This is a genomic window from Blastococcus sp. CT_GayMR20 (assembly GCF_004570345.1).
Map to the genome: position 1 here is coordinate 1 of NZ_SPQM01000098.1, position 18,814 is coordinate 18,814.

At 73.4% G+C, this 18,814-nt stretch carries 19 protein-coding genes and 1 pseudogene; 12 read left to right on the plus strand and 8 right to left on the minus strand.

Annotated elements, in window-relative coordinates; genetic code table 11:
• The 4 genes from sepH to E4P40_RS19215 form a co-directional block, all read left to right on the plus strand.
• Positions 1-622: septation protein SepH (gene sepH / locus E4P40_RS19200; protein ID WP_135160105.1), on the plus strand; the 622-nt coding region annotated here is incomplete at its 5' end.
• Between the two features lie 101 nt (positions 623-723).
• Positions 724-2,505: an ABC transporter ATP-binding protein gene (locus E4P40_RS19205; protein ID WP_135160106.1), complete on the plus strand. Its 1,782-nt coding sequence runs from the start codon at positions 724-726 to the stop codon at positions 2,503-2,505.
• Positions 2,502-4,331: an ABC transporter ATP-binding protein gene (locus E4P40_RS19210; RefSeq protein WP_135160107.1), complete on the plus strand. Its 1,830-nt coding sequence runs from the start codon at positions 2,502-2,504 to the stop codon at positions 4,329-4,331. Before E4P40_RS19205 ends, E4P40_RS19210 begins: the two co-directional genes overlap by 4 nt.
• A gap of 36 nt (positions 4,332-4,367) precedes the next feature.
• On the plus strand, positions 4,368-4,841 hold the full coding sequence (locus tag E4P40_RS19215; protein ID WP_135160108.1) for a general stress protein: 474 nt from the start codon (positions 4,368-4,370) through the stop codon (positions 4,839-4,841).
• 57 nt (positions 4,842-4,898) lie between these two features.
• Here E4P40_RS19215 and E4P40_RS19220 read toward each other — a convergent pair whose 3' ends face one another.
• Positions 4,899-5,705: an RNA methyltransferase gene (locus E4P40_RS19220; RefSeq protein ID WP_135160109.1), complete on the minus strand. Its 807-nt coding sequence runs from the start codon at positions 5,703-5,705 to the stop codon at positions 4,899-4,901.
• Between the two features lie 157 nt (positions 5,706-5,862).
• On the opposite strand from E4P40_RS19220, the gene E4P40_RS19225 reads away from it, so the two are divergent.
• Genes E4P40_RS19225 through E4P40_RS19235 form a run of 3 tightly spaced genes read left to right on the plus strand, consistent with a single transcriptional unit; the run spans position 5,863 to position 7,984 of the window.
• Positions 5,863-6,582: an ABC transporter ATP-binding protein gene (locus tag E4P40_RS19225; RefSeq protein ID WP_135160110.1), complete on the plus strand. Its 720-nt coding sequence runs from the start codon at positions 5,863-5,865 to the stop codon at positions 6,580-6,582.
• The gene (locus E4P40_RS19230; RefSeq protein WP_209305417.1) at positions 6,579-7,370 is read left to right on the plus strand and encodes an ABC transporter permease; all 792 of its coding nucleotides are present in this window, start codon (positions 6,579-6,581) and stop codon (positions 7,368-7,370) included. Before E4P40_RS19225 ends, E4P40_RS19230 begins: the two co-directional genes overlap by 4 nt.
• Complete coding sequence (locus tag E4P40_RS19235; protein ID WP_209305418.1) at positions 7,286-7,984, plus strand: TetR family transcriptional regulator; 699 nt, start codon at positions 7,286-7,288, stop codon at positions 7,982-7,984. Before E4P40_RS19230 ends, E4P40_RS19235 begins: the two co-directional genes overlap by 85 nt.
• Here the strand turns inward: E4P40_RS19235 and E4P40_RS19240 are convergent.
• Positions 7,981-8,838 carry a thioesterase family protein gene (locus tag E4P40_RS19240; RefSeq protein WP_135160111.1) on the minus strand — a complete coding sequence of 286 codons (858 nt, stop codon included), beginning with the start codon at positions 8,836-8,838 and terminating at the stop codon, positions 7,981-7,983. The two genes, E4P40_RS19235 and E4P40_RS19240, sit on opposite strands and share 4 nt — an antisense overlap.
• Here E4P40_RS19240 and E4P40_RS19245 point away from each other — a divergent pair.
• Positions 8,837-9,820, plus strand: coding sequence for an aldo/keto reductase (locus tag E4P40_RS19245; protein ID WP_135160112.1), 984 nt, complete (start codon positions 8,837-8,839; stop codon positions 9,818-9,820). The genes E4P40_RS19240 and E4P40_RS19245 overlap by 2 nt on opposite strands.
• A gap of 1 nt (position 9,821) precedes the next feature.
• On the opposite strand, the gene thpR is transcribed toward E4P40_RS19245, so the two are convergent.
• The 5 genes and pseudogenes from thpR to E4P40_RS19270 all read right to left on the minus strand — a co-directional run bounded on the left by thpR (position 9,822) and on the right by E4P40_RS19270 (position 14,250).
• Positions 9,822-10,385, minus strand: coding sequence for an RNA 2',3'-cyclic phosphodiesterase (gene thpR, locus E4P40_RS19250; protein ID WP_135160113.1), 564 nt, complete (start codon positions 10,383-10,385; stop codon positions 9,822-9,824).
• Positions 10,382-10,768 (minus strand): hypothetical protein, encoded by a 387-nt coding sequence (locus tag E4P40_RS19255; RefSeq protein WP_135160114.1) that lies wholly within the window; start codon positions 10,766-10,768, stop codon positions 10,382-10,384. Before E4P40_RS19255 ends, thpR begins: the two co-directional genes overlap by 4 nt.
• A gap of 66 nt (positions 10,769-10,834) precedes the next feature.
• Positions 10,835-12,166, minus strand: a pseudogene (locus E4P40_RS19260) (MFS transporter); the annotation flags it as partial.
• A gap of 50 nt (positions 12,167-12,216) precedes the next feature.
• A complete protein-coding gene (locus E4P40_RS19265) occupies positions 12,217-12,651 on the minus strand; it encodes a MarR family transcriptional regulator (RefSeq protein ID WP_135160116.1) in 435 nt (144 codons plus the stop codon).
• A gap of 39 nt (positions 12,652-12,690) precedes the next feature.
• Entirely contained in the window at positions 12,691-14,250 is a 1,560-nt protein-coding gene (locus tag E4P40_RS19270) for an NCS2 family permease (RefSeq protein ID WP_135160117.1), read from the minus strand.
• A gap of 151 nt (positions 14,251-14,401) precedes the next feature.
• Here E4P40_RS19270 and E4P40_RS19275 point away from each other — a divergent pair, with 151 nt between their 5' ends.
• Positions 14,402-14,641 carry a DUF2530 domain-containing protein gene (locus E4P40_RS19275; RefSeq protein ID WP_135160118.1) on the plus strand — a complete coding sequence of 80 codons (240 nt, stop codon included), beginning with the start codon at positions 14,402-14,404 and terminating at the stop codon, positions 14,639-14,641.
• Between the two features lie 146 nt (positions 14,642-14,787).
• Complete coding sequence (locus E4P40_RS19280; protein WP_135160119.1) at positions 14,788-16,005, plus strand: HNH endonuclease signature motif containing protein; 1,218 nt, start codon at positions 14,788-14,790, stop codon at positions 16,003-16,005.
• Positions 16,006-16,017: 12 nt separating this feature from the next.
• On the opposite strand, the gene E4P40_RS19285 is transcribed toward E4P40_RS19280, so the two are convergent.
• Positions 16,018-16,839, minus strand: a complete 822-nt coding sequence (locus tag E4P40_RS19285) for a DUF3027 domain-containing protein (protein WP_135160120.1) — start codon at positions 16,837-16,839, stop codon at positions 16,018-16,020.
• Positions 16,840-16,911: 72 nt separating this feature from the next.
• On the opposite strand from E4P40_RS19285, the gene E4P40_RS19290 reads away from it, so the two are divergent.
• Together E4P40_RS19290 and E4P40_RS19295 are read left to right on the plus strand one after the other, a co-directional pair.
• Positions 16,912-18,489: an MFS transporter gene (locus E4P40_RS19290; RefSeq protein ID WP_135160121.1), complete on the plus strand. Its 1,578-nt coding sequence runs from the start codon at positions 16,912-16,914 to the stop codon at positions 18,487-18,489.
• On the plus strand, positions 18,486-18,814 hold a 329-nt coding region (locus tag E4P40_RS19295), incomplete at its 3' end, for a DUF2771 family protein (protein WP_135160122.1). The genes E4P40_RS19290 and E4P40_RS19295, both read left to right, overlap by 4 nt.

Below are 18,814 nucleotides of genomic sequence, written 5' to 3' on the forward strand. Positions count from 1 at the left end.
CGAGCAGGCCCGGGAGGCCCGCGTCCGGCTCACCGACGGGTCCCCCACCGTCGCCCTGCACCAGTTCATGGCCGACCGTCTCCGGCTGATCGACCTGCACATCGACGCCGTCACGTGGGACGCCCACCGCACCGACGACGGCACCTGGCAGATCACCGGCGTGTGGCAGGCGGGTGAGAAGTCCGGCACCACGCGCTGGAGCTTCGACATCCCCTCGCGCACCGTCGCCCCCTACGACGCCGCGACCACGGACTTCGCCGAGGGCACCCGCCTCGTGCGCGTCGTCCCGGACGTGCCTGCCGGCCTGGCCGCCGCACCCGTCCGCCGCGGCGTCACGGTGGTGCGCGAGGCCGGACGGGGCTCCGACGACCTCGTCCACGACACCGTCACCCCCGACGTCCTGCCGTCGGACCTGGCCCTGCACGAGGACGAGCGGGTCCGGGACGTGCACCCGACCAGCGGCGCACCGGACGAGCGCTCGGTCGAGGCCCTGCTCGACGAGGTCGCCGAGCACGACACCGTGGTCCTCGGCCGCGGCAGCGAGGTGTCCGAGGACGAGGACCCGCGGGCGCGCATCCCGGCCTGGGAGGACATCGTCTTCGGGGTCCGCCGGCACCGTTAGGCCCTCTGCAGGGGCCCGCCGCGAGCCTGCGAGCGGTGGGGGGCAGAGGGTCCTTATTTCGTTCGCCTCGGTCAGTACCCCGGCCTAGCCTCGGCAGGGCCATGGACGACACCCCCGACGCCTCCCCCGACGGCCGGGGGAAGCTCTCCGCACTCCTCCGGCTGGTGCCGTTCGCGCGCCCCTACCGGGGTCTCGTGGCCCTCACCTTCCTGGCCGCGCTGCTCGCCACGCTGGCGCAGCTGGCCGTCCCGCTGCTGACGGCGGCCGTGGTCGACGGACCGATCGCCTCCGGCGACCGCGCCGGTCTGATCCCCCTGGTCGGCCTGGCGCTGCTGTTCGGGATCGCCGAGGCGGCCCTGTTCTTCCTGCGACGGTGGGCGATGAACCGCAGCTGCCTGCGGATCGAGCGCGACCTCCGCGACGTGCTCTACCGGCGGCTGCAGCGGCTACCGGTGGCCTTTCACGACCGCTGGTCCTCCGGGCAGCTGCTGTCCCGGGCGACCTCCGACGTCTCGACGGTCCGCCGGTTCGTCGGCTTCGCCGCGGTGTTCCTGGCGGTCAACCTGGTCACCTGCGTCGTCGTCCTCGCGCTGCTCATCGTCACGTACTGGCCGCTGGGCCTGGCGGTGCTCCTCACCACCGTCCCGCTGACCGTGCTCGGGCTGCGTTGGGAGCGGCGCTACAACCTGCAGGCCCGCCTGGTGCAGGACGAGCAGGGCGAGCTGACCACCGACGTCGAGGAGGCGGTGCAGGGCATCCGGGTGGTCAAGTCCCTCGGCCGCAGCGGGCTGGTCTTCGACCGGTACGACGCGAAGGCCACGCGGCTGCGGCGCCTGGAGCTCGACAAGGTGCGGACGCTGGCGCTCCTGTGGTGCGTCTTCGAGTTCCACCCGCAGGTGACCCTCGCCCTGATCCTGGTCGGCGGCGCGGTGGCGGTGAACACCGGCGCGCTCACCGTCGGGGGGCTGGTGGGCTTCGTCGCGCTGTTCACCGTGCTGCTCTGGCCGATCCTGTCCCTGGGCTTCCTCTTCGCCTTCGCGCAGGAGACCGCCAGCGCCTGCGACCGGATCGGCGAGCTCCTCGACGCCCCGGTCACCGTCACCGACCGGCCGGGCGTCGTCCCCGCCGCCGTCGGCTCGCCCGCGCGGCTGCGGTTCGAGGGCGCCGGCTTCACCTACCCCGGCACGTCCTCGCCCGTGCTGGACGGCGTCGACCTCGACGTCGCGCCCGGCGAGACGGTGGCCCTCGTCGGCGCCACCGGCTCGGGCAAGACGACGCTGACCGCACTCGTGGGCCGCCTCTACGACGTCACCGCCGGGCGGGTGACCCTGGACGGCGTCGACGTCCGGGACCTGCCGCTGAGCCAGCTCCGCAGCGTCGTGGCCACGGCGTTCGAGGACGCGACGCTGTTCTCGATGAGCGTGCGCGAGAATCTCACGCTGGGCCGCCCGGACGCCACCGAGGCCGATGTCCAGGAGGCGCTGCGGGTGGCGCAGGCCCAGTTCGTGCACGACCTGCCGTGGGGCCTGGCCACCCGCATCGGCGAGCAGGGGATGTCCCTGTCCGGCGGCCAGCGGCAGCGGCTGGCGCTCGCCCGCGCCGTCCTCGGCCGGCCGTCGGTGCTCGTCCTCGACGACCCCCTCTCGGCCCTCGACGTCCACACCGAGGCGCTGGTGGAGGCCGCCCTGCGCGACGTCCTCGCCGGGACGACGGCGCTCGTCGTCGCCCACCGCCCCTCGACCGTGCTGCTCGCCGACCGGGTCGCCCTGCTCGCCGGCGGCCGCGTCACCGCGGTCGGCCGGCACAGCGACCTGCTCGCCGAGGTGCCCGAGTACCGCGACCTGCTGGCGCAGGACAGCGAGCTGGTCGAGGCCGTCCGATGAGCGAGCCGCCTCCCGACGATCACGAGAGCTGGCGCGGCGTCGCCACCGAGGACCGCGAGGAGCTGTCCACCGGTGCCGGCGTCTTCCTGCGGGCGCGCTCGCGCCGGCTGCTCGGCGAGCTGCTGGCCCCGCACAAGCGGTCGCTGTGGGGCCTGCTGGCCACGATCACCGTGCAGAACGTGGCCTGGCTGGCGGGCCCGTTCCTCGTCGGCGTCGGCATCGACGTCGCCGTCCCCGCGCTGATCGACGGGAACGCCTGGCCGCTGGTGTTCATCACCGTCGCCATGCTGGCCGCGGCCGTCCTGGACACCGTGCTGCGGTACGTCTTCCTCACCTGGTCCGGCCGGGTCGGGCAGGCCGTGCTGCTGACCCTGCGGCGGCGGGTGTTCCGGCACGTCCAGCGGCTGCCGCTGTCCTTCCACGAGCGCTACACCTCGGGCAAGACGATCAGCCGGTTGACCAGCGACGTCGAGGCGCTCGCGGAGCTGCTCGACGAGGGCCTGGACAACCTGGTGACCGCGCTGTTCAGCGTGCTCACCATCGGCGTGGTGCTGGTCGTCCTCGATCCACCGCTCGGCCTGGTCGCCCTCCTCGGGTTCCCGCCGCTGTTCCTGGTGGCGCGGTGGTTCCAGCGCAACTCCACGGCCGCCTACCGTCGCACCCGCGAGACGGTCGCCGCGCTGATCGTGCAGTTCACCGAGACGTTCGGCGGCATCCGTGCGGTGCAGGCGTTCCGGCGGGAGCCGCGCAACGACGAGCTGAACGCCGTCCTGAACGAGGACAACCGGCTCGCCCACGACCGCGCCTTCTGGCTGATCGCGGTGTTCGTGCCCGCGGTGACGCTGATCGGCAACCTGGTCACCGTCGCCGTCCTCGGCTACGGCGCGCTCCGGGTGATGGACGGCGACCTCGAGGTCGGCGTCCTCGTGTCGTTCCTGCTCTACCTGCGGCGGTTCTTCGACCCGTTGCAGGACGTGGCCATGTTCTACAACTCCTACCAGTCGGCCACCGCCGCGCTGGAGAAGCTGTCCGGCGTCCTCGAGGAGCGCCCGACGGTGCCCGAGCCCGCCGAGCCGGTGCCGCTGCCCGCCGCGCACGGCGAGGTGGTGTTCGACGCCGTGCGGTTCGGCTACACCGCGCGCACCGTCCTCGCCGGCCTGGACCTGACCATCCCGGCGGGCGAGACGGTGGCGCTCGTCGGCGCGACCGGCGCGGGAAAGTCGACGCTCGCCCGGCTCGCGGCGCGGTTCTACGACCCGCTGGACGGCGCCGTGCGGCTCGACGGCGTGCCGCTGGACCGGCTGGCGGACGACGACCTGCGCCGGGCCGTCGTCATGGTGACCCAGGAGAGCTTCCTGTTCTCCGGCACCGTCGCCGACAACATCGGGTTCGGCCGCCCCGGGGCCACCCGCGCGGAGGTGGAGGAGGCGGCGCGCGCCATCGGGGCGCACGCGTTCATCACGGGCCTGCCGGAGGGCTACGACACCGACGTCCGCAAGCGGGGCGGGCGGCTGTCGGCGGGGCAGCGGCAGCTGGTCAGCTTCGCGCGGGCCTTCCTCGCCGACCCCGCGGTGCTGATCCTCGACGAGGCGACCAGCTCGCTCGACGTGCCCAGCGAGCGGCTGGTGCAGCACGCGCTGCAGACGCTGCTGGCCGACCGGACGGCGCTGATCATCGCCCACCGGCTGTCGACGGTGGAGATCGCCGACCGGGTGCTGGTCATGGAGGACGGGCGCATCGTCGAGGACGGCTCCCCCGCCGACCTCGTCGCCGGGGTGGGCCGGTTCGCCGATCTCCACCGGGCGTGGGCGGACAGCCTGGTCTGAGTGGAACAGCCCGGTCAGCCCGGTCGTTCACCGGGCATGAGTGCTTCGGTGTCGATGCCCCTGGGCGGCGTCCAGGTCGGTTCCTACGACAGCTACGAGCAGGCCCAGGCCGCCGTCGACTACCTGTCGGACGAGAAGTTCCCCGTCGAGAACGTGACGATCATCGGGACCGACCTGCGCATGGTCGAGACCGTGACCGGCCGCCTCACCCAGGGCCGGGCGATCGCCGCCGGCGCGGCCGGGGGCGCCTGGTGGGGCCTCTTCGTCGGCCTGCTCCTCGGCATCTTCTCCACCGACGGCGCCGGCTGGATCGGCTCGGTGCTCACCGGTCTGCTGGTCGGTCTGCTCTTCGGTGCCCTGTTCGGGTGGATGGGCTACCGCGCCACCCAGGGACGACGGGACTTCACGAGCACCAGCCGGATCACGGCCAGCCGCTACGACGTCATGTGCAACCCGGCCTTCGCCGAGGACGCCCGCGCGCGGCTCGCCCGCTTCTCCCTGCGCGGTTAGGCCCCCTGCAGGGGCCCGCCGCGAGCCCGCGAGTGGTGGGGGGCTGGGGGTCCTTCATCAGCGCAGCGTCGCGAAGGCGATGGCGGCCGCGGCGGCGACTCCGAGTGAGTCGACACCCGGCCGCATCGGGATGCGGGCCCGCACCGTGGCCGCCCGCTGAGCCTCCGGCGTGAGACCCGGCCCCTCGGCGCCGAGCAGCACCGCCGTCCGCGGGTGGGCGAACGGGTCGACGTCGGCCAGGTCGACGGCGTCCTCCGCCGGGGTCAGCGCCACGGTGGTGTAGCCGGCGGCGTGCAGCCGCCCGAGGTCGCCGGGCCACTCCGGGAGGACGGCGAACGGCAGCGCCAGCACGTGCCCCATCGACACCCGCACCGACCGGCGGTAGAGCGGGTCTGCGCACTGCGGGTCGAGCAGCAACCCGTCCACCCCGAGCGCCAGCGCCGAGCGCGCGATGGAGCCGAGGTTCTCGGCGTCGTTGAGCGCCTCGAGGACGGCGAGACGGCGCGGCGCCGCCGGATCCGGGCCCGCGAGCAGCGCGTCGAGGTCGGCGGGCGGGCGCCGGTCGGCCGACGCGACCACGCCCCGCGTGAGCCGGAACCCGATGACGTCGGAGAGCACCCACTTGTCCGCCTCGTAGGCCGGCACGTCGTCGGGCAGGTCGAGCGCGGCCACCCGCCCCGGCACGCCGAACACCGCCCGCACCCGGTACGGCGACGCGAGCAGCCGCTCGACGGCCGGGACGCCCTCGACGATCACCGTCCCCGTCCCGCGCGGGGTCCCGGCCGGCCGGTCGCCGGCCTTCAGGTCACGGAAGTCGGCCACCCGCGGATCCGCTGGATCGGTGATGACGACGGGTGCGGGCACCCCGTGATCATCCCCGCAGCCGAAATGGCGTTTCTGGTCGCGGTCCGGGGCGGCCGGAATGGCGGTTCCGGCCGCAGGGACCTAGGTCTCCGTTGACGCCTTCCTATAACTCATCTAGCGTTGAGTTCATCAGCTGTTGAGTTGTGGAGGGTGCGTCATGGACGCCGTCACCGTCACCGATCTGGTCGTCGAACGCGGCCGCCGTCGGGTGCTGCCCGGCCTGAGCTTCGCCGTCCCCGCGGGGGAGGTGACCGGCCTGCTCGGCCCCAGTGGCAGCGGCAAGACCACGCTCATGCGCGCGATCGTCGGGGTGCAGGTCGTGCGCTCCGGGGAGGTGACCGTGCTGGGCGAGCCCGCCGGCTCCCCCGCGCTGCGCACGCGCGTCGGCTACGTGACCCAGGCGCCCAGCGTGTACGAGGACCTCACGGTGCGCGAGAACGCCCGCTACTTCGCCTCGCTCCACGGGATGGGCGGGAGGGAGGCCGACGCCGCGATCGCCGACGTCGGGCTCACCGACGCCACCGGTCAGCTCGTCCGCGACCTGTCGGGCGGACAGCAGGGCCGCGTCTCGCTGGCCTGCGCGCTCATCGGCGCCCCGGAGGTGCTCGTGCTCGACGAGCCGACCGTCGGCCTGGACCCGGTGCTGCGGGTGGAGCTGTGGGAGAGGTTCCACGCCCTCGCTCGCGCAGGGACGACGCTGATCGTCTCCAGCCACGTGATGGACGAGGCGGCCCGCTGCGACCGGCTGCTCCTGCTCCGCGCCGGCGAGCTGATCGCCGACTCCACCCCGGCTCAACTGCGCGCCGACGGTCGCTCCGACGACCTGGAAGCGGCGTTCCTCAATCTGGTCCGGGCTCGTGAGGAGGTGGCGGCATGACCGCCACCACGGTCCAGCGCCCGGCCACGCACCTGAGCCCCCGGCTCGCGGCGTCGACCGCCGGGCGGGTGCTGCGCCAGCTCCGGCACGACCACCGCACCGTGGCGATGCTGCTGGTTCTCCCCAGCCTGCTGCTCGGGCTGCTCTACCTGCTGTGGAAGGACCTGCCGACGCTCCCCGGTCAGCCGAGCACCTTCGACCGGGTGGGCCTCACGATGCTCGGCATCTTCCCCTTCGTCGTGATGTTCCTCGTCACGAGCATCGCGATGCTCCGGGAACGCACCTCCGGCACGCTCGAGCGGCTGCTCACCACACCGCTCGCCCGCCTCGACCTGCTGCTGGGCTATGGGCTGGCCTTCGGGCTCGCCGCGGCCCTGCAGGCGGTGATCACGGTGACCGTCGCGACGACCGTCTACGACCTCGACGTCGCCGGCTCCATCTGGCTCGTCGTCCTCATCGCCGTCGTCGACGCCGTCCTGGGGGTGGCCCTCGGGCTGCTCGCCAGTGCCTTCGCCCGCAGCGAGTTCCAGGCGGTGCAGTTCATGCCGGTGATCGTGCTGCCGCAGTTCTTCCTCTGCGGTCTGCTCGTCGCCCGCGACCAGATGGCCGGCTGGCTGCAGGCGATCAGCGACGTCCTCCCGCTGACCTACGCCGTCGAGGCGCTCCGGGAGGTCGGCAGGTCCGCGGCCGAGACCGGCATCATGTGGCGGGACATCGCCATCGTGGCCGGTGCCGCCCTGCTCGCCCTCGCGCTCGCGGCGGCGACCCTCCGGAGGAGGACCACCTGAGCACCGCGCAACCCGCTCGACGGTCGGGACGGCGCCCCGGGAACCCCGACACCCGGGACGCCGTCCTCACGGCGGCCAGGGCCGCGTTCGCCGAGCGCGGGTTCGACGGCGCCACCATCCGCGGGATCGCCACGGCCGCGGGCGTGGACCCGGCGCTGGTGCACCACTACTTCGGCAACAAGGACAAGCTGTTCCTGGCCGCCGTCCACGCGCCGGCGAACCCCGCCGACTTCCTGCCCGAGGTCCTTGCGGGCGGGCGGGCCAACCTCGGCGAGAACGTCGTCCGGATGCTCCTGCGCGTCTGGGACGGGCCGATGCAGCCGGCCGCCCTCGCGCTGGTCCGTTCCGCCGTCGGCAACGAGTGGACGGCGAAGCTCCTGCGGGAGTTCCTCGTGACCCAGGTGCTGCGGCGGGTCGTGGGCACTCTCGACATGCCCGCCCGTGAGCGCGAGGTCCGTGGGGCGCTGGCCGCCTCGCAGCTCATCGGCCTGGTCATGGGCCGCTACGTGCTGAAGCTCGAGCCACTGGCCTCGGCACAGCCCACGTGGCTCATCGAGACGATCGGCCCGAACGTGCAGCGATACCTGACCGGCGACATCGACCTGCCACGCTAGCCCCGCGGCGTGCGGGCCAGCTGGCGGCTCTGGGCGACCAGGCGGCCGGTGGAGTCCCAGATCCGGTAGTCCTCGTCGGCCCAGCCATCGGCGATCTCGCTGGAGCGCGCCTCGACCAGGCACCAGCCCGGCGCCGGCAGTGCCCGCACCAGCACCTGGAGCTGGACCGTCGGCGCCCAGCCGAGGTTGCCCAGGGCGAAGCTGGTCGGCGGCAGGGCGTCGGCGAAGGTGACCAGGGCCAGCGGGTCGGGCTCGCGGCCGTCGGTGAACCGCATCCACGCGCGCAGCACCGGCTCCCCCGACGGCTGGCCGAACGCCCAGCCGGCCGTGGCGATGTCCAGCCGGGTGTCGACGCGCAACGACAGGCCCGGCACCTGCACCCCGGGCGGGGCCAGGTGCCGGTGCTCGGCGAGGGAGAAGCACTCCTCGACCGGAGGGACGTCGGGCATGGGCTCGGCATAGGCGGACGGGTGGGAGCCGAGCGTCGCCGTCGTCACCTGGACCGTGAGCGCCGGACCGCCGTCGTCGGCGAGGGTCACCAGGGAGTGGGCGAGGGTCCGGCCGGCCGGACCGGACTGCACGGACAGGGTGGCGGGGCCGGCCGCCGGCGCGCGGAGGTAGCTGGCAGCCAGCCCCACCGCGTGGGGGTGCGGGCTCTCCAGCACCGCGGCCCGCGCGGCCACCGACAGCAGGTAGCCGCCGTTGAGGATGCCGCCGCCGACGTCCCAGCCGGGATCGAGCTCGGTGATCAGGCCACCGCCCTCGGTCCTCCGGACGGTGGTGGCGGCGTCGAACGCGAACTGATCCTGCTGATCCTGCGGCACGCCGACCAGGGTGCCAGGGTGGCTTCCCATGGATCACACGCACCTCGGCCGCAGCGGCCTCACGGTCTCCCGCCTGTGCCTGGGCACCATGAACTTCGGCTGGAAGACCGAGGAGGCCGACTCGCACGCGATCATGGACCGCGCGCACACCGAGGGCGTCAACTTCTTCGACACTGCCAACGTCTACGGCTTCGACGCCGGCAAGGGGCGCACCGAGGAGGTGCTGGGCACCTGGTTCGCCCAGGGCGGCGAGCGGCGCGAGAAGACGGTGCTCGCGACCAAGGTCTACGGCTCGATGACGGACTGGCCCAACGACACCTTCCTGTCGGCCCGCAACATCGTCCGGGCGTGCGAGGGGTCCCTGCGCCGGATGCGGACCGACTGGATCGACCTGTACCAGTTCCACCACGTCGACCTGCGCACGCCGTGGGAGGAGATCTGGCAGGCCTGCGAGACGCTCGTCGCCCAGGGCAAGGTGCTCTACGTCGGCTCGTCCAACCACGCGGCCTGGCAGATCGTGGCGGCCAACGAGACGGCCTCCCGCCGCAACTTTCAGGGTCTGGTCAGCGAGCAGTCGCACTACAACCTGCTCACCCGGCACGTGGAGCTGGAGGTGGTCCCTGCCGCCCAGCACTACGGCGTCGGGATCATCCCGTGGAGCCCGCTCGCCGGCGGCCTCCTGGCCGGGGTGCTGGAGAAGGCCGGCTCGGATGACGGAGGCGGCGGCCGGCGCAACGAGGAGCGCAACCAGAAGCGGGTGGAGAAGCACCGCCCGGCCCTCGAGCAGTACGAGGCGTTCTGCCGAGAGCTCGGTCGCGCGCCGGCGGACGTCGGCCTGGCCTGGCTGCTGCACCAGCCGGCGGTGACCGCACCGATCGTCGGTCCGAGGACCATGGAACAGTTCTCGGGGTCGCTGGCCGCCCTCGACGTCGGGCTCGACGAGGCGGCCCTTGCCCGGCTGGACGAGATCTTCCCGGGCTACGAGGCCGCGCCCATGGAGTACGCCTGGTGAGTCAGCCGACCGGCCAGGCGCTGAGCGTCTCGTACGTCGGCTTGGGACCGAGGTGGCTCTCCAGCAGCCGCACCTCGGTCACCGCCCACGCCGGTCCCCGGTAGTGCGCCAGCCGGTCGGTCAGCGCACCGTCGGCGGGCCGGCCCGGCCGCCATCGCCCGAGGGTGAGGTGCGGCCGGAACGGCCGGTCCTCCACGGGCAGATCGAGCGACCGGGCGGCGGCCGACAGCCGGCCGGCCAGCTCGACGAGCGGCCGGACGTCGCCGTCCAGGCCGGCCCAGGCCACCTGGGGACGACGGAGCGAGCCGAACCGCCCGCCGCCGAACAGCCACAGGGTCATCGGGGGGGCGGTGGCCACCGCCGGCCCGGCCGCGGCCGCGAGGCGCGGGACGTGCTCGTCGGCCACCCTGCCCAGGAACAGCAGGGTGAGGTGCCAGCGCTCGGGCGCGGTCCAGCTCGGCGCCCCGGGCGCATCGCGGAGGGGGTCCACGGCACGATCGAGGTCGGCGAGTGCCCCGACCGGTGGATCGACGGCGAAGAAGAGCCGGCGGCCCGGCGGGCTCAGGCGCGCACCGCCAGCCCGGCTCCTTCGAGATGCGCGAGGAGGCGGAAGCGCTCGACGTCGCGCGCGGGGCCGTCGGGCGTCGTCCGCAGTTCGTGTTCGATGTCCAGGAGCGCGGCAGCCTCCACGAGCACGTCGTCGTAGGCGGCGGCCAGTGCGCGGCGGCGGGCCATGGGGGCGCCGGCAGGGACCAGGGACAGCTGACGGGCGAGGCGGCGGACGTCGGCGGCCACCACCTGGATCGGCCGCCGCGAGGTCTCGAGTTGCCGGGCGCGGCGGGGCCGGTCCAGAAGGCGCCCCATCGCGCGGAGGAGCGGGCCGGTGCCCGCGAACACGGCTGCGACGACAGCGGTCATCGCAGCGATCTGCAGGATCGAGCCGGCCACGTCGCCTCCCCGGACCCCCACGAAGGGATGGGCGAACGGTACTCCCGCAACGGCCTGCCGTGCTGTTCAGCCGTTGGCCACCTGCTGGCCCGGCGTCCGCTCGGCCGTCGCCTCCTCCGCCGCGCGCAGCCGCGCCGAGGCGACCGACGTCCCCCGTTCACCGACGCGCAGCCGGAGCCGCGGTGGCGCCAGCCCGGCCTCGACCCGGATCCGACGGCCGCGGGCGAGGACGGCCGCGGCCGCGACGCCGGCCACCACGCACACCGCCCCGCCGAGGATCAGCCCCCACGGGGGGCCGAGGTGCTCGGCGATGAGGCCGATCAGCGGCGCCCCGACCGGCGTGCCGCCCATGAAGCACATGAAGTACAGCGCCATGACCCGGCCGCGCATGTGGGGGTCGACGCCGAGCTGGACGAAGCTGTTGTTGGCCACGCTGAAGACGAGCGCCGCGGCCCCGGTGGGCACCAGGAGCGCCGCGAACGAGGCGTACCCGGGCATCAGCCCGGCGACGATCGTGAGCAGCCCGAACACCACGGCCGAGATCACGAGGAAGCGCTGCCGGGGCCGGACGCTGCGGCGGGTCGACAGGAGGGCACCGCTCAGCGAGCCGACGGCGAAGAAGGTGGACAGCAGACCGAACGCCTCGGCGCCGAGATCGAACTGCTCCCGGGCCATCAGGGCGATGGTCACCTGGTAGTTGAACCCGAAGGTCCCGATCACGAACGCCAGCACCATCGCCAGGACGAGGTCCGGGTGCGCCCACGTGTAGGCCAGCCCCTCGCGCAGCTGCCCCCCCGCACGGGCGACCGGCGGGCTCGGCCGCAGCTCCGCGGCGCGCATCCCGGCGAGCGCTGCGATCGTGAAGGCGAAGCTGGCCGCGTTGACGAAGAAGGCCGGTGCCGTGTTGCCCGAGGCGGCGGCGATCAGCAGGCCGGCGAGCGACGGCCCCACCAGGCGGGCGCCGTTGAAGATCGTGGAATTGAGGCTCACCGCGTTCGCGAGCAGGTCGGGGCCCACCATCTCGGAGACGAAGGCCTGACGGACCGGGGCGTCGATCGCCGCGACGGCGCCGAGCCCGCCGGCGAGGACGAACACGTGCCAGAGGGCAACGGCATCGGTGGCCACGAGGACACCGAGGACCAGGGCGAGCACGCCCATCAGCGCCTGGGTGACGATCAGGAGCCGACGCTTGGCGTAGCGGTCGGCCAGCACGCCGCCGTACATGCTCAGCAGCAGCGTCGGACCGAACTGCAGCGCGGTGATCAGGCCGAGCGCGATGCCGCTGTCGCCGGAGAGCTGCAGCACCAGCCAGTCCTGGCCGATGCGCTGCATCCAGGTGCCGGTGAGGCTGACCAGGTTCGCCGAGGCGTAGATCCGGAAGTTGCGCACCCGGAGGGCGCGGAACGACCCGGATCGGTGCTCGTCGCTGCGGTCAGTACTCGTTCAGGTCACCCACTGGCCAGCTTGTCGATGATGACCGCGGCCTCGCGGAGCACCTCGCGCTCCTCCGGCGCCAGTTCGTGCAGCCGTTCGCTCAGCCACGCCTCGCGGGCGCGCGCCTCGGCGGACAGGAGTTCGTCGGCAGCCGGCGTCAGGCCGATGATCACCTGCCGCCCGTCGGTGGGGTGCGGCGTGCGGGTGACCATGCCCATGCCCTCGAGCGCCACGACGACCCGCGTCATCGACGGCGGCTGGACCCGCTCGTGAGCGGCGAGCTCGCCGGGGCTCATCGGACCGTGCCGCTTGAGCGTCGACAGCGCCGCCAGGTGGGTGAGGGTCACCGAGGTGTCCACCCGCTGGTTGCGCAGCCGCCGGGAGAACCGCATGACCGCGAGGCGCAGGTCGTGCGCGAGAGCCGCCGTGTCCAGCGTCGTCCTGCTCACCGTGCCCCGCCGTCCACGATGCTTAGCTTAACTCAGGATCTAGATCAGCTGCTGCAACGGCTCCAGGGCGAAGTAGACGACGAACAGCAGGGCGATGACCCACATGAGCGGGTGGATGTCGCGGCGACGTCCGACCGCCATCCGGAGCAGGACGAAGCTGACGACGCCGGCACCGATCCCGTTGGTGATCGAGTAGGTGAACGGCATCAGCGCGATGGTGAGGAACGCGGGGATCACGAGGGACAGGTCGTCCCAGACCAGGTCCTTGATCTGGCTGATCAGCAGCGCACCGACGATGACCAGCACCGGCGCCGCGGCCTCCGAGGGCACCACCTGGACGAGCGGGCTGAACAGCGTCGCGATCAGGAAGAGGACGCCGGTGACCACGCTGGCGAGGCCGGTGCGCGCACCGTCGGCCACACCGGAGGCGCTCTCGATGTAGGTCGTGTTCGACGAGACGCTGCCCGCGCCACCCGCGGCCGCGGCGAGCGAGTCGACCAGCAGCACCGGCTGCGCCTTGGGCAGGTTGCGGTCCTTGTCGAGCAGGCCGCCCTCGGCGCCGACGGCGGTGACCGTCCCGACCGTGTCGAAGAAGTCCGCGATCATGATCGAGAAGACGATCAGCAGCGCGGCGAGGACGCCGATCCGGTCGAAGCCGCCGAAGAGCGAGAAGTTGCCGAGCAGCGAGAAGTCCGGGGTCGCGACGATGCTGTCGGGCAGGGTCGGCACCTGCAGCGCCCAGCCGCGCGGGTTCACGCCGTCGTCGGTGAAGGTGGGGCCGATGTCGGCGATCGCCTCGACGATGATCGCCACGACCGTGGTGGCGACGATGCCGATCAGCAGGGCGCCCTTGACCTTGCGGACGACGAGCACGCTGGTCAGCAGCAGGCCGATGACGAAGACCAGCAGCGGCCAGCCCGCGAGCTGACCGTTGATCCCGAAGCTGATCGGGACGACGCCCTCCTGGGCGCGGCGGATGAAGCCCGCGTCGACCAGCCCGATGATCGTCAGGAAGAAGCCGATGCCGACGGCGATGGACGTCTTCAGCTGCGGCGGGATGGCCTCGAACACCGCACGCCGGAAACCGGTGAGCACCAGCAGCGTGATGAGCAGGCCCTCGAGCACGATCAGGCCCATGATCTCGGGCCAGGAGAGCTGGGTGGCCGCGTAGACGGCGACGATCGCGTTGATGCCGAGCCCGGTGGCCACCGCGAACGGGTAGCGGCCGACGACACCCATGAGGATCGTCAGGACGCCGGCGAGGAGCGCGGTGACGGCGGCGACGGACGCGAAGGGCAGCGTCGTCCCGCTGATGTCGGCGCCCGACAGGATGATCGGGTTGAGCACGACGATGTAGGCCATCGTGAAGAAGGTCGTGAGGCCACCGCGCAGCTCGCGGCTCAGCGTCGAACCCCGGACGCTGATGGCGAAGTAGCGGTCCACGCCGTTCTTCGGCCGGACCTGGGGGCCCGGGCTCCGGCGGGTGCCCACCGGGCCGTCGACGACGTCGGCAGGCGTCCCGCTGTCGGCGGTCCGGCCGCCGCGTCCAGCGGCCCCCGCCGCGCTGGAGCCCTTGGAGGGGCGGGACTTCTGAGCCATTAGGACTCCCGGGACGACGGGCCACTGACCTGGCCGGACGCGGAGAGGCGACCGAACCGGGTGCGGCGGACTGGCTACGAGCGGCGACAGCGTGCCACATCGAATGCCCGTGGGGGACGAGAGTGATCGACCTGAGACCTAGGCTCGGTCCGTGCCCGGACCCACGAAGCAGGCCCCGCCACCGCTCCAGGTCGACACCGCCCGCGTCGTGCTGGTCGGCATCGGCGTCTGGGTGGTCGCACTGGGCGTCCTGCTGATCCTCGGCGACCGGGTGGACCGCATGTGGACCTGGACCTGCGTCGCCGCCATCGCCCTCGCCCTCCTGGGCCTGTGGGTCATGAAGCTGCAGGGCCAGCTCCCCCGTCGGCGCTCCGAGCCGGGCGGACGTTGACGGCCCAGCACCGACATCCCGTAGGCGACCTTTCCGCAAGACCCCGCCACGATCTGTGGAGAGGCTTTGACCTGCGCTGATGCGCCGACTCCTGTCGTGGGTGCTCGCTATTCTTCGATCAGTTGTTCGAGGGATGGGGAGGCGTGATGAGCGAGCTGCAGTCGGCCCTGGACGCGCTCGCCATGACCGACCTCGACGAACTCTCCGACGGTGAGCTGCTCGCTCATGTCGGTGACCTGCTCGCCGCGCACAACCGCATCACCGCCCAACTGACCCGGGCGGTGCGGCGCGCCGACGCACGCTGCTCCGCCGAGCACGACGGGGCCAAGACGATGAAGTCGTGGCTGCGCGGGCACGCCCGCGCCTCCGGCGCCCTGGCCGGACGGCTGGTCACCCAGGGCCGGCGGCTGGAGCAGCTGCCCGCCACCGGCGCTGCGTTCGCCGACGGTCAGATCGGCCCCGACCAGGTCGAGGTGATCGCCGAGATCGCCAAGCCCGAGAACCTCGACCGGGCCACGGCCCAAGGCATCGACGTCGGCCAGGTGGAAGCCGCGCTGCTGCAGCTGGCAGCCACCGGCACCCACCGCGACCTGCAGATCGCCGTGGGCGACTACCTGAGCAAGCTCGACCCCGACGGGCCCGAACCCGATCCCACCCAGGAGCGGGCCGTGACGTTGGTCCAGCATCCGGACGGTTCCTGGACCATCGGCGGCACCCTCGACGCCGTCGGCGGAGAGAAGGTCGCCACCGCGCTGGAAGCCATCTCCGCCGCCGGGCGCTGCGCCGGTGACACCCGCACGCGGGCCCAGCGCACCGGCGATGCCCTGGTGCAGCTCTGCGATCTGGCGCTGGCCTCGGGGCAGCTGCCGGTGCTGCGGACGGTCAAGCCGCACGTCATCGTCACCCTCGGGCTCGACGACCTCGCCGACCCCACGACCGGGCACGGCGCCGCCACCACCGGGCTGGGGGCCACCCTCTCCGCCGCCCGCGCACGCTGGGTCGCCTGCGACGCCGGCATCACCAGCATCGTCCTGGACTCCGACGCATTACCGATCGACGTCGGCCGAGAGCAACGAATCTTCCCGCCACACCTCCGCAAGGCCGTCGAGCACCGAGACGGACACTGCATCTTCGCCGGCTGCGAGGCGCCGCGGTGGTTCTGCGACGTCCACCACCACCTCGTCGAATGGATCAACGGCGGGCAGACCAGCCTCGACAACGCGGCGCTGCTCTGCGAACGCCACCACACCAAGGTCCACCACGGATTCCGCGTCGAACGCGACGACACCGCCCCACCCGGCCGACGATGGCGCACCTCCCGCCCCGACGGCACCGAGATCCTGCTCCACCCGGCGCTGAGCTGAGCCGCGGGACCGTCAGTCGGTGAGGACGTCGAAGTTGCCGGTGTCGTACCGCGCCGTCAGGACCACCTCGGTGGGCTCGCTGACCACCAGCGTGGCCTGGCTGTGCGCCCCGCAGCCGTAGTCGGCGGTGACGACGCGACCGTCCGCCGGCGCGTAGGCGTTGCCGCACGCGCCGACCGACTGGCGCAGCGACCCGGCCAGCGGCAGCCAGAAACCACAGGTGGCGCACGGTCCGGGCGCGTGCCGGGCCATCGACGACCCCGGCCCGAACTCACCCGCCGCCCAGCGGCCCACGGCCTCGGCGCGGCCCTCGGCGGACATGACGCGCTCGCGGCCGAGTCCGAGCTCGAAGGCGACGACGCGCCCCTCCGGGTCCTCGGCCGAGTCGTCGTCGACCGCATAGGCGGGCGCGAGGCGCGGGTCGTCCTCGGTGGAGGGCAGGACGTCGCCCACCGAGAGATCGCCCGGGCGCAGGCGTTCGTGCCACGGCACCCACGCCGGCGCGAGCAGCGCGTCGTCGCCGGGGAGCAGCACGACCTCGTCGACGGTGACCGTCGCCTCGCCGGGGATGCGGGCGACGGTGACGGCCCAGTGCCACCCCACGTAGCCGGGCACCCGGCTCGCGAAGGTGTGTGTCAGGACCTCGCCCAGCGCCTCCGGTGCGACCTCGTCGGTCGCGGGAGCCACCGGCTCCGGGGTCGCACCCAGGTGGTCGCCCACGAGCTCGGCGTCGCCGGCGCTCTCGACAGCGGCCGCGCGGGCCAGTTCGACCGCGCCCACCAGGGCGTCGGCGCCGCTGGGAACGGACCGGGGAGGTACGGAGGACTCGGTCACCCAGCCATTGTCCCTGACGCGTCCACACCTCCGACGGCCCGTCCGCACAGCTTCGTGCGGCACGATGGAGTCGTGCCCGCCTCCCGCCGTCCCCCCGGTGCGCGCCGGCGTGCGCGGACGTCGGGACGCACGGGGCCCGCCCGGACCGAACGGGGCGACACCTCGCCCCTCGCCGTCCCGCGGCCGACGACCCGGCCGCTCCCGGTGGCCGGCGCGCAGCCACGGCCCGACGAACACCCCACGGACGTCATCCCCGACCCGGCGGTGCCGAGCAACGGGCATACCGGGGGCAACGGGCAGAAGGTCACCGTCACCCGCGTGGCAGCCGCGCGCTCCAAGGAGCTGACCGCCGCCGCGGCCCGCCGCGTCCGCGCCGCCAGCCGGGCCGACGGCGCCGGGGAGAGCGGGCTGACGCAGCTGCTCTGGGTCAACGCCCTGCACATGGCCGGCGACGCGATGATCGCGGTCTCGCTCGCCGGCACGCTGTTCTTCGCCGCCACCACCGACGCCCAGCGCAGCAACGTCGCGCTCTACCTGCTCGTCACCATGGCGCCGTTCGCCGTCCTGGCGCCGGTGATCGGGCCGGCGCTGGACCGGCTGCAGCGCGGCCGCCGGTGGGCCATCGCGGCCAGCCACCTGGGCCGGGCCTTCCTGGCGCTGGTGATGATGAGCCACTTCGACGACTTCTGGCTCTACCCCGCCGCGCTCGGCGTCCTCGTGCTGTCGAAGTCGCACAACGTGCTGCGCGCCGCCGTCGTCCCCCGGGTGCTGCCGCAGGCGATGTCCCTGACGTCGGCCAACGCCCGGCTCTCGGTGTTCGGGCTGGCCACCGCCGGGGTGGCCGGTGCCATCGGGGCGGGCATCGCCGCCGTCCTAGGCTTCGACTGGGAACTCGGGGTGACCGCCTGCGTCTTCGTCGTGGCCGGCACGTTGGCGGTGCGGCTGCCCCGGCACGTCGACATCCCCACCGGCGAGCAGCCGGCCGACGTGTTCACGACCGCCGAGATCCCCGTCCCCGCCGGGCGGCGCCGGCGGGTGAGCCCGCACGTCGTCCTCGCGCTGCGGGCCAACACCGCGCTGCGCGGCCTCGGCGGCTTCCTCACCATCTTCTCCGCGTTCCTGATCCAGGACAGCTTCGACGGCGGCTGGGAGGCGACGCTCGCCCTGGGCGCGGTCGCCGCCGCGGCCGGCGTGGGCAGCTTCGCCGGCACCGCCGCCGGCTCCCGGCTCCACAACGCCGACCCCGACCGGGTGGTGCTGATCTCGGCGGCCGGGGCCACGGCGGTCACCGTGCTGGCCGCCTTCTTCTTCAGCTTCGCGATGGCGGTGGCGGTGGCCGGCGTCGCGGCCATCACGAATGCGCTCGGCAAGGTCTCCCTCGACGCGATCATCCAGCGGGAGGTCCCCGAGAACCTGCGCGCGTCGGCGTTCGCCCGGTCCGAGACGCTGCTCCAGCTCGCCTGGGTCGTCGGGGGCGCCTTCGGCATCGCGCTACCACCCACCGGCTGGCTCGGCTTCACCGTCGCCGCGGCCCTGCTCGTCCTCGCCGTCGGCCTCATCGTCTGGAGCCTCTACCGAGGCGGGCGGCCCGTGACGGTCGCCGTCTCCCCCGACGCACCGACCGGGCCGGTCGGCCCCTCGTGGTCGTGAGGACGGCCGCCCCCGCCCTGCTCCTGCTCCTGCTGGTCGGCTGTGGCGGGGAGCCGGACGGCCCGGGCGAGGTCGGCGTCGAGGTCGGCGCGCAGGACGTCGCCGTGCGCCCGACGCAGTTCTGCCTCGACGGCGAGGGCCAGCGCTACGAGACCACCCCGCCGATCCTCGAGGTCTCGCCCGGTGCGGCCATCTCCCTCACCGTGCCGGACTCGGTCGCCGAGCAGGGCTGGAGCGTGCAGGTCTTCGACGAGACGCTCGAGGAGCGGCTGGGCACGGTCGACGTCGACCAGGGGACGACGACCTACGACGAGATCACGACGTC

What these genes read in the sequence shown, in the direction of transcription:
- E4P40_RS19205 (WP_135160106.1), top strand. Translation starts at nt 724, where the DNA reads ATGGACGACACCCCCGACGCCTCCCCCGACGGCCGGGGGAAGCTCTCC.
- E4P40_RS19280 (WP_135160119.1), top strand. Translation starts at nt 14,788, where the DNA reads ATGAGCGAGCTGCAGTCGGCCCTGGACGCGCTCGCCATGACCGACCTC.
- E4P40_RS19225 (WP_135160110.1), top strand. Translation starts at nt 5,863, where the DNA reads ATGGACGCCGTCACCGTCACCGATCTGGTCGTCGAACGCGGCCGCCGT.
- E4P40_RS19245 (WP_135160112.1), top strand. Translation starts at nt 8,837, where the DNA reads ATGGATCACACGCACCTCGGCCGCAGCGGCCTCACGGTCTCCCGCCTG.
- E4P40_RS19230 (WP_209305417.1), top strand. Translation starts at nt 6,579, where the DNA reads ATGACCGCCACCACGGTCCAGCGCCCGGCCACGCACCTGAGCCCCCGG.
- E4P40_RS19270 (WP_135160117.1), bottom strand. Translation starts at nt 14,250, where the DNA reads ATGGCTCAGAAGTCCCGCCCCTCCAAGGGCTCCAGCGCGGCGGGGGCC.
- E4P40_RS19210 (WP_135160107.1), top strand. Translation starts at nt 2,502, where the DNA reads ATGAGCGAGCCGCCTCCCGACGATCACGAGAGCTGGCGCGGCGTCGCC.
- E4P40_RS19240 (WP_135160111.1), bottom strand. Translation starts at nt 8,838, where the DNA reads ATGGGAAGCCACCCTGGCACCCTGGTCGGCGTGCCGCAGGATCAGCAG.
- E4P40_RS19215 (WP_135160108.1), top strand. Translation starts at nt 4,368, where the DNA reads ATGAGTGCTTCGGTGTCGATGCCCCTGGGCGGCGTCCAGGTCGGTTCC.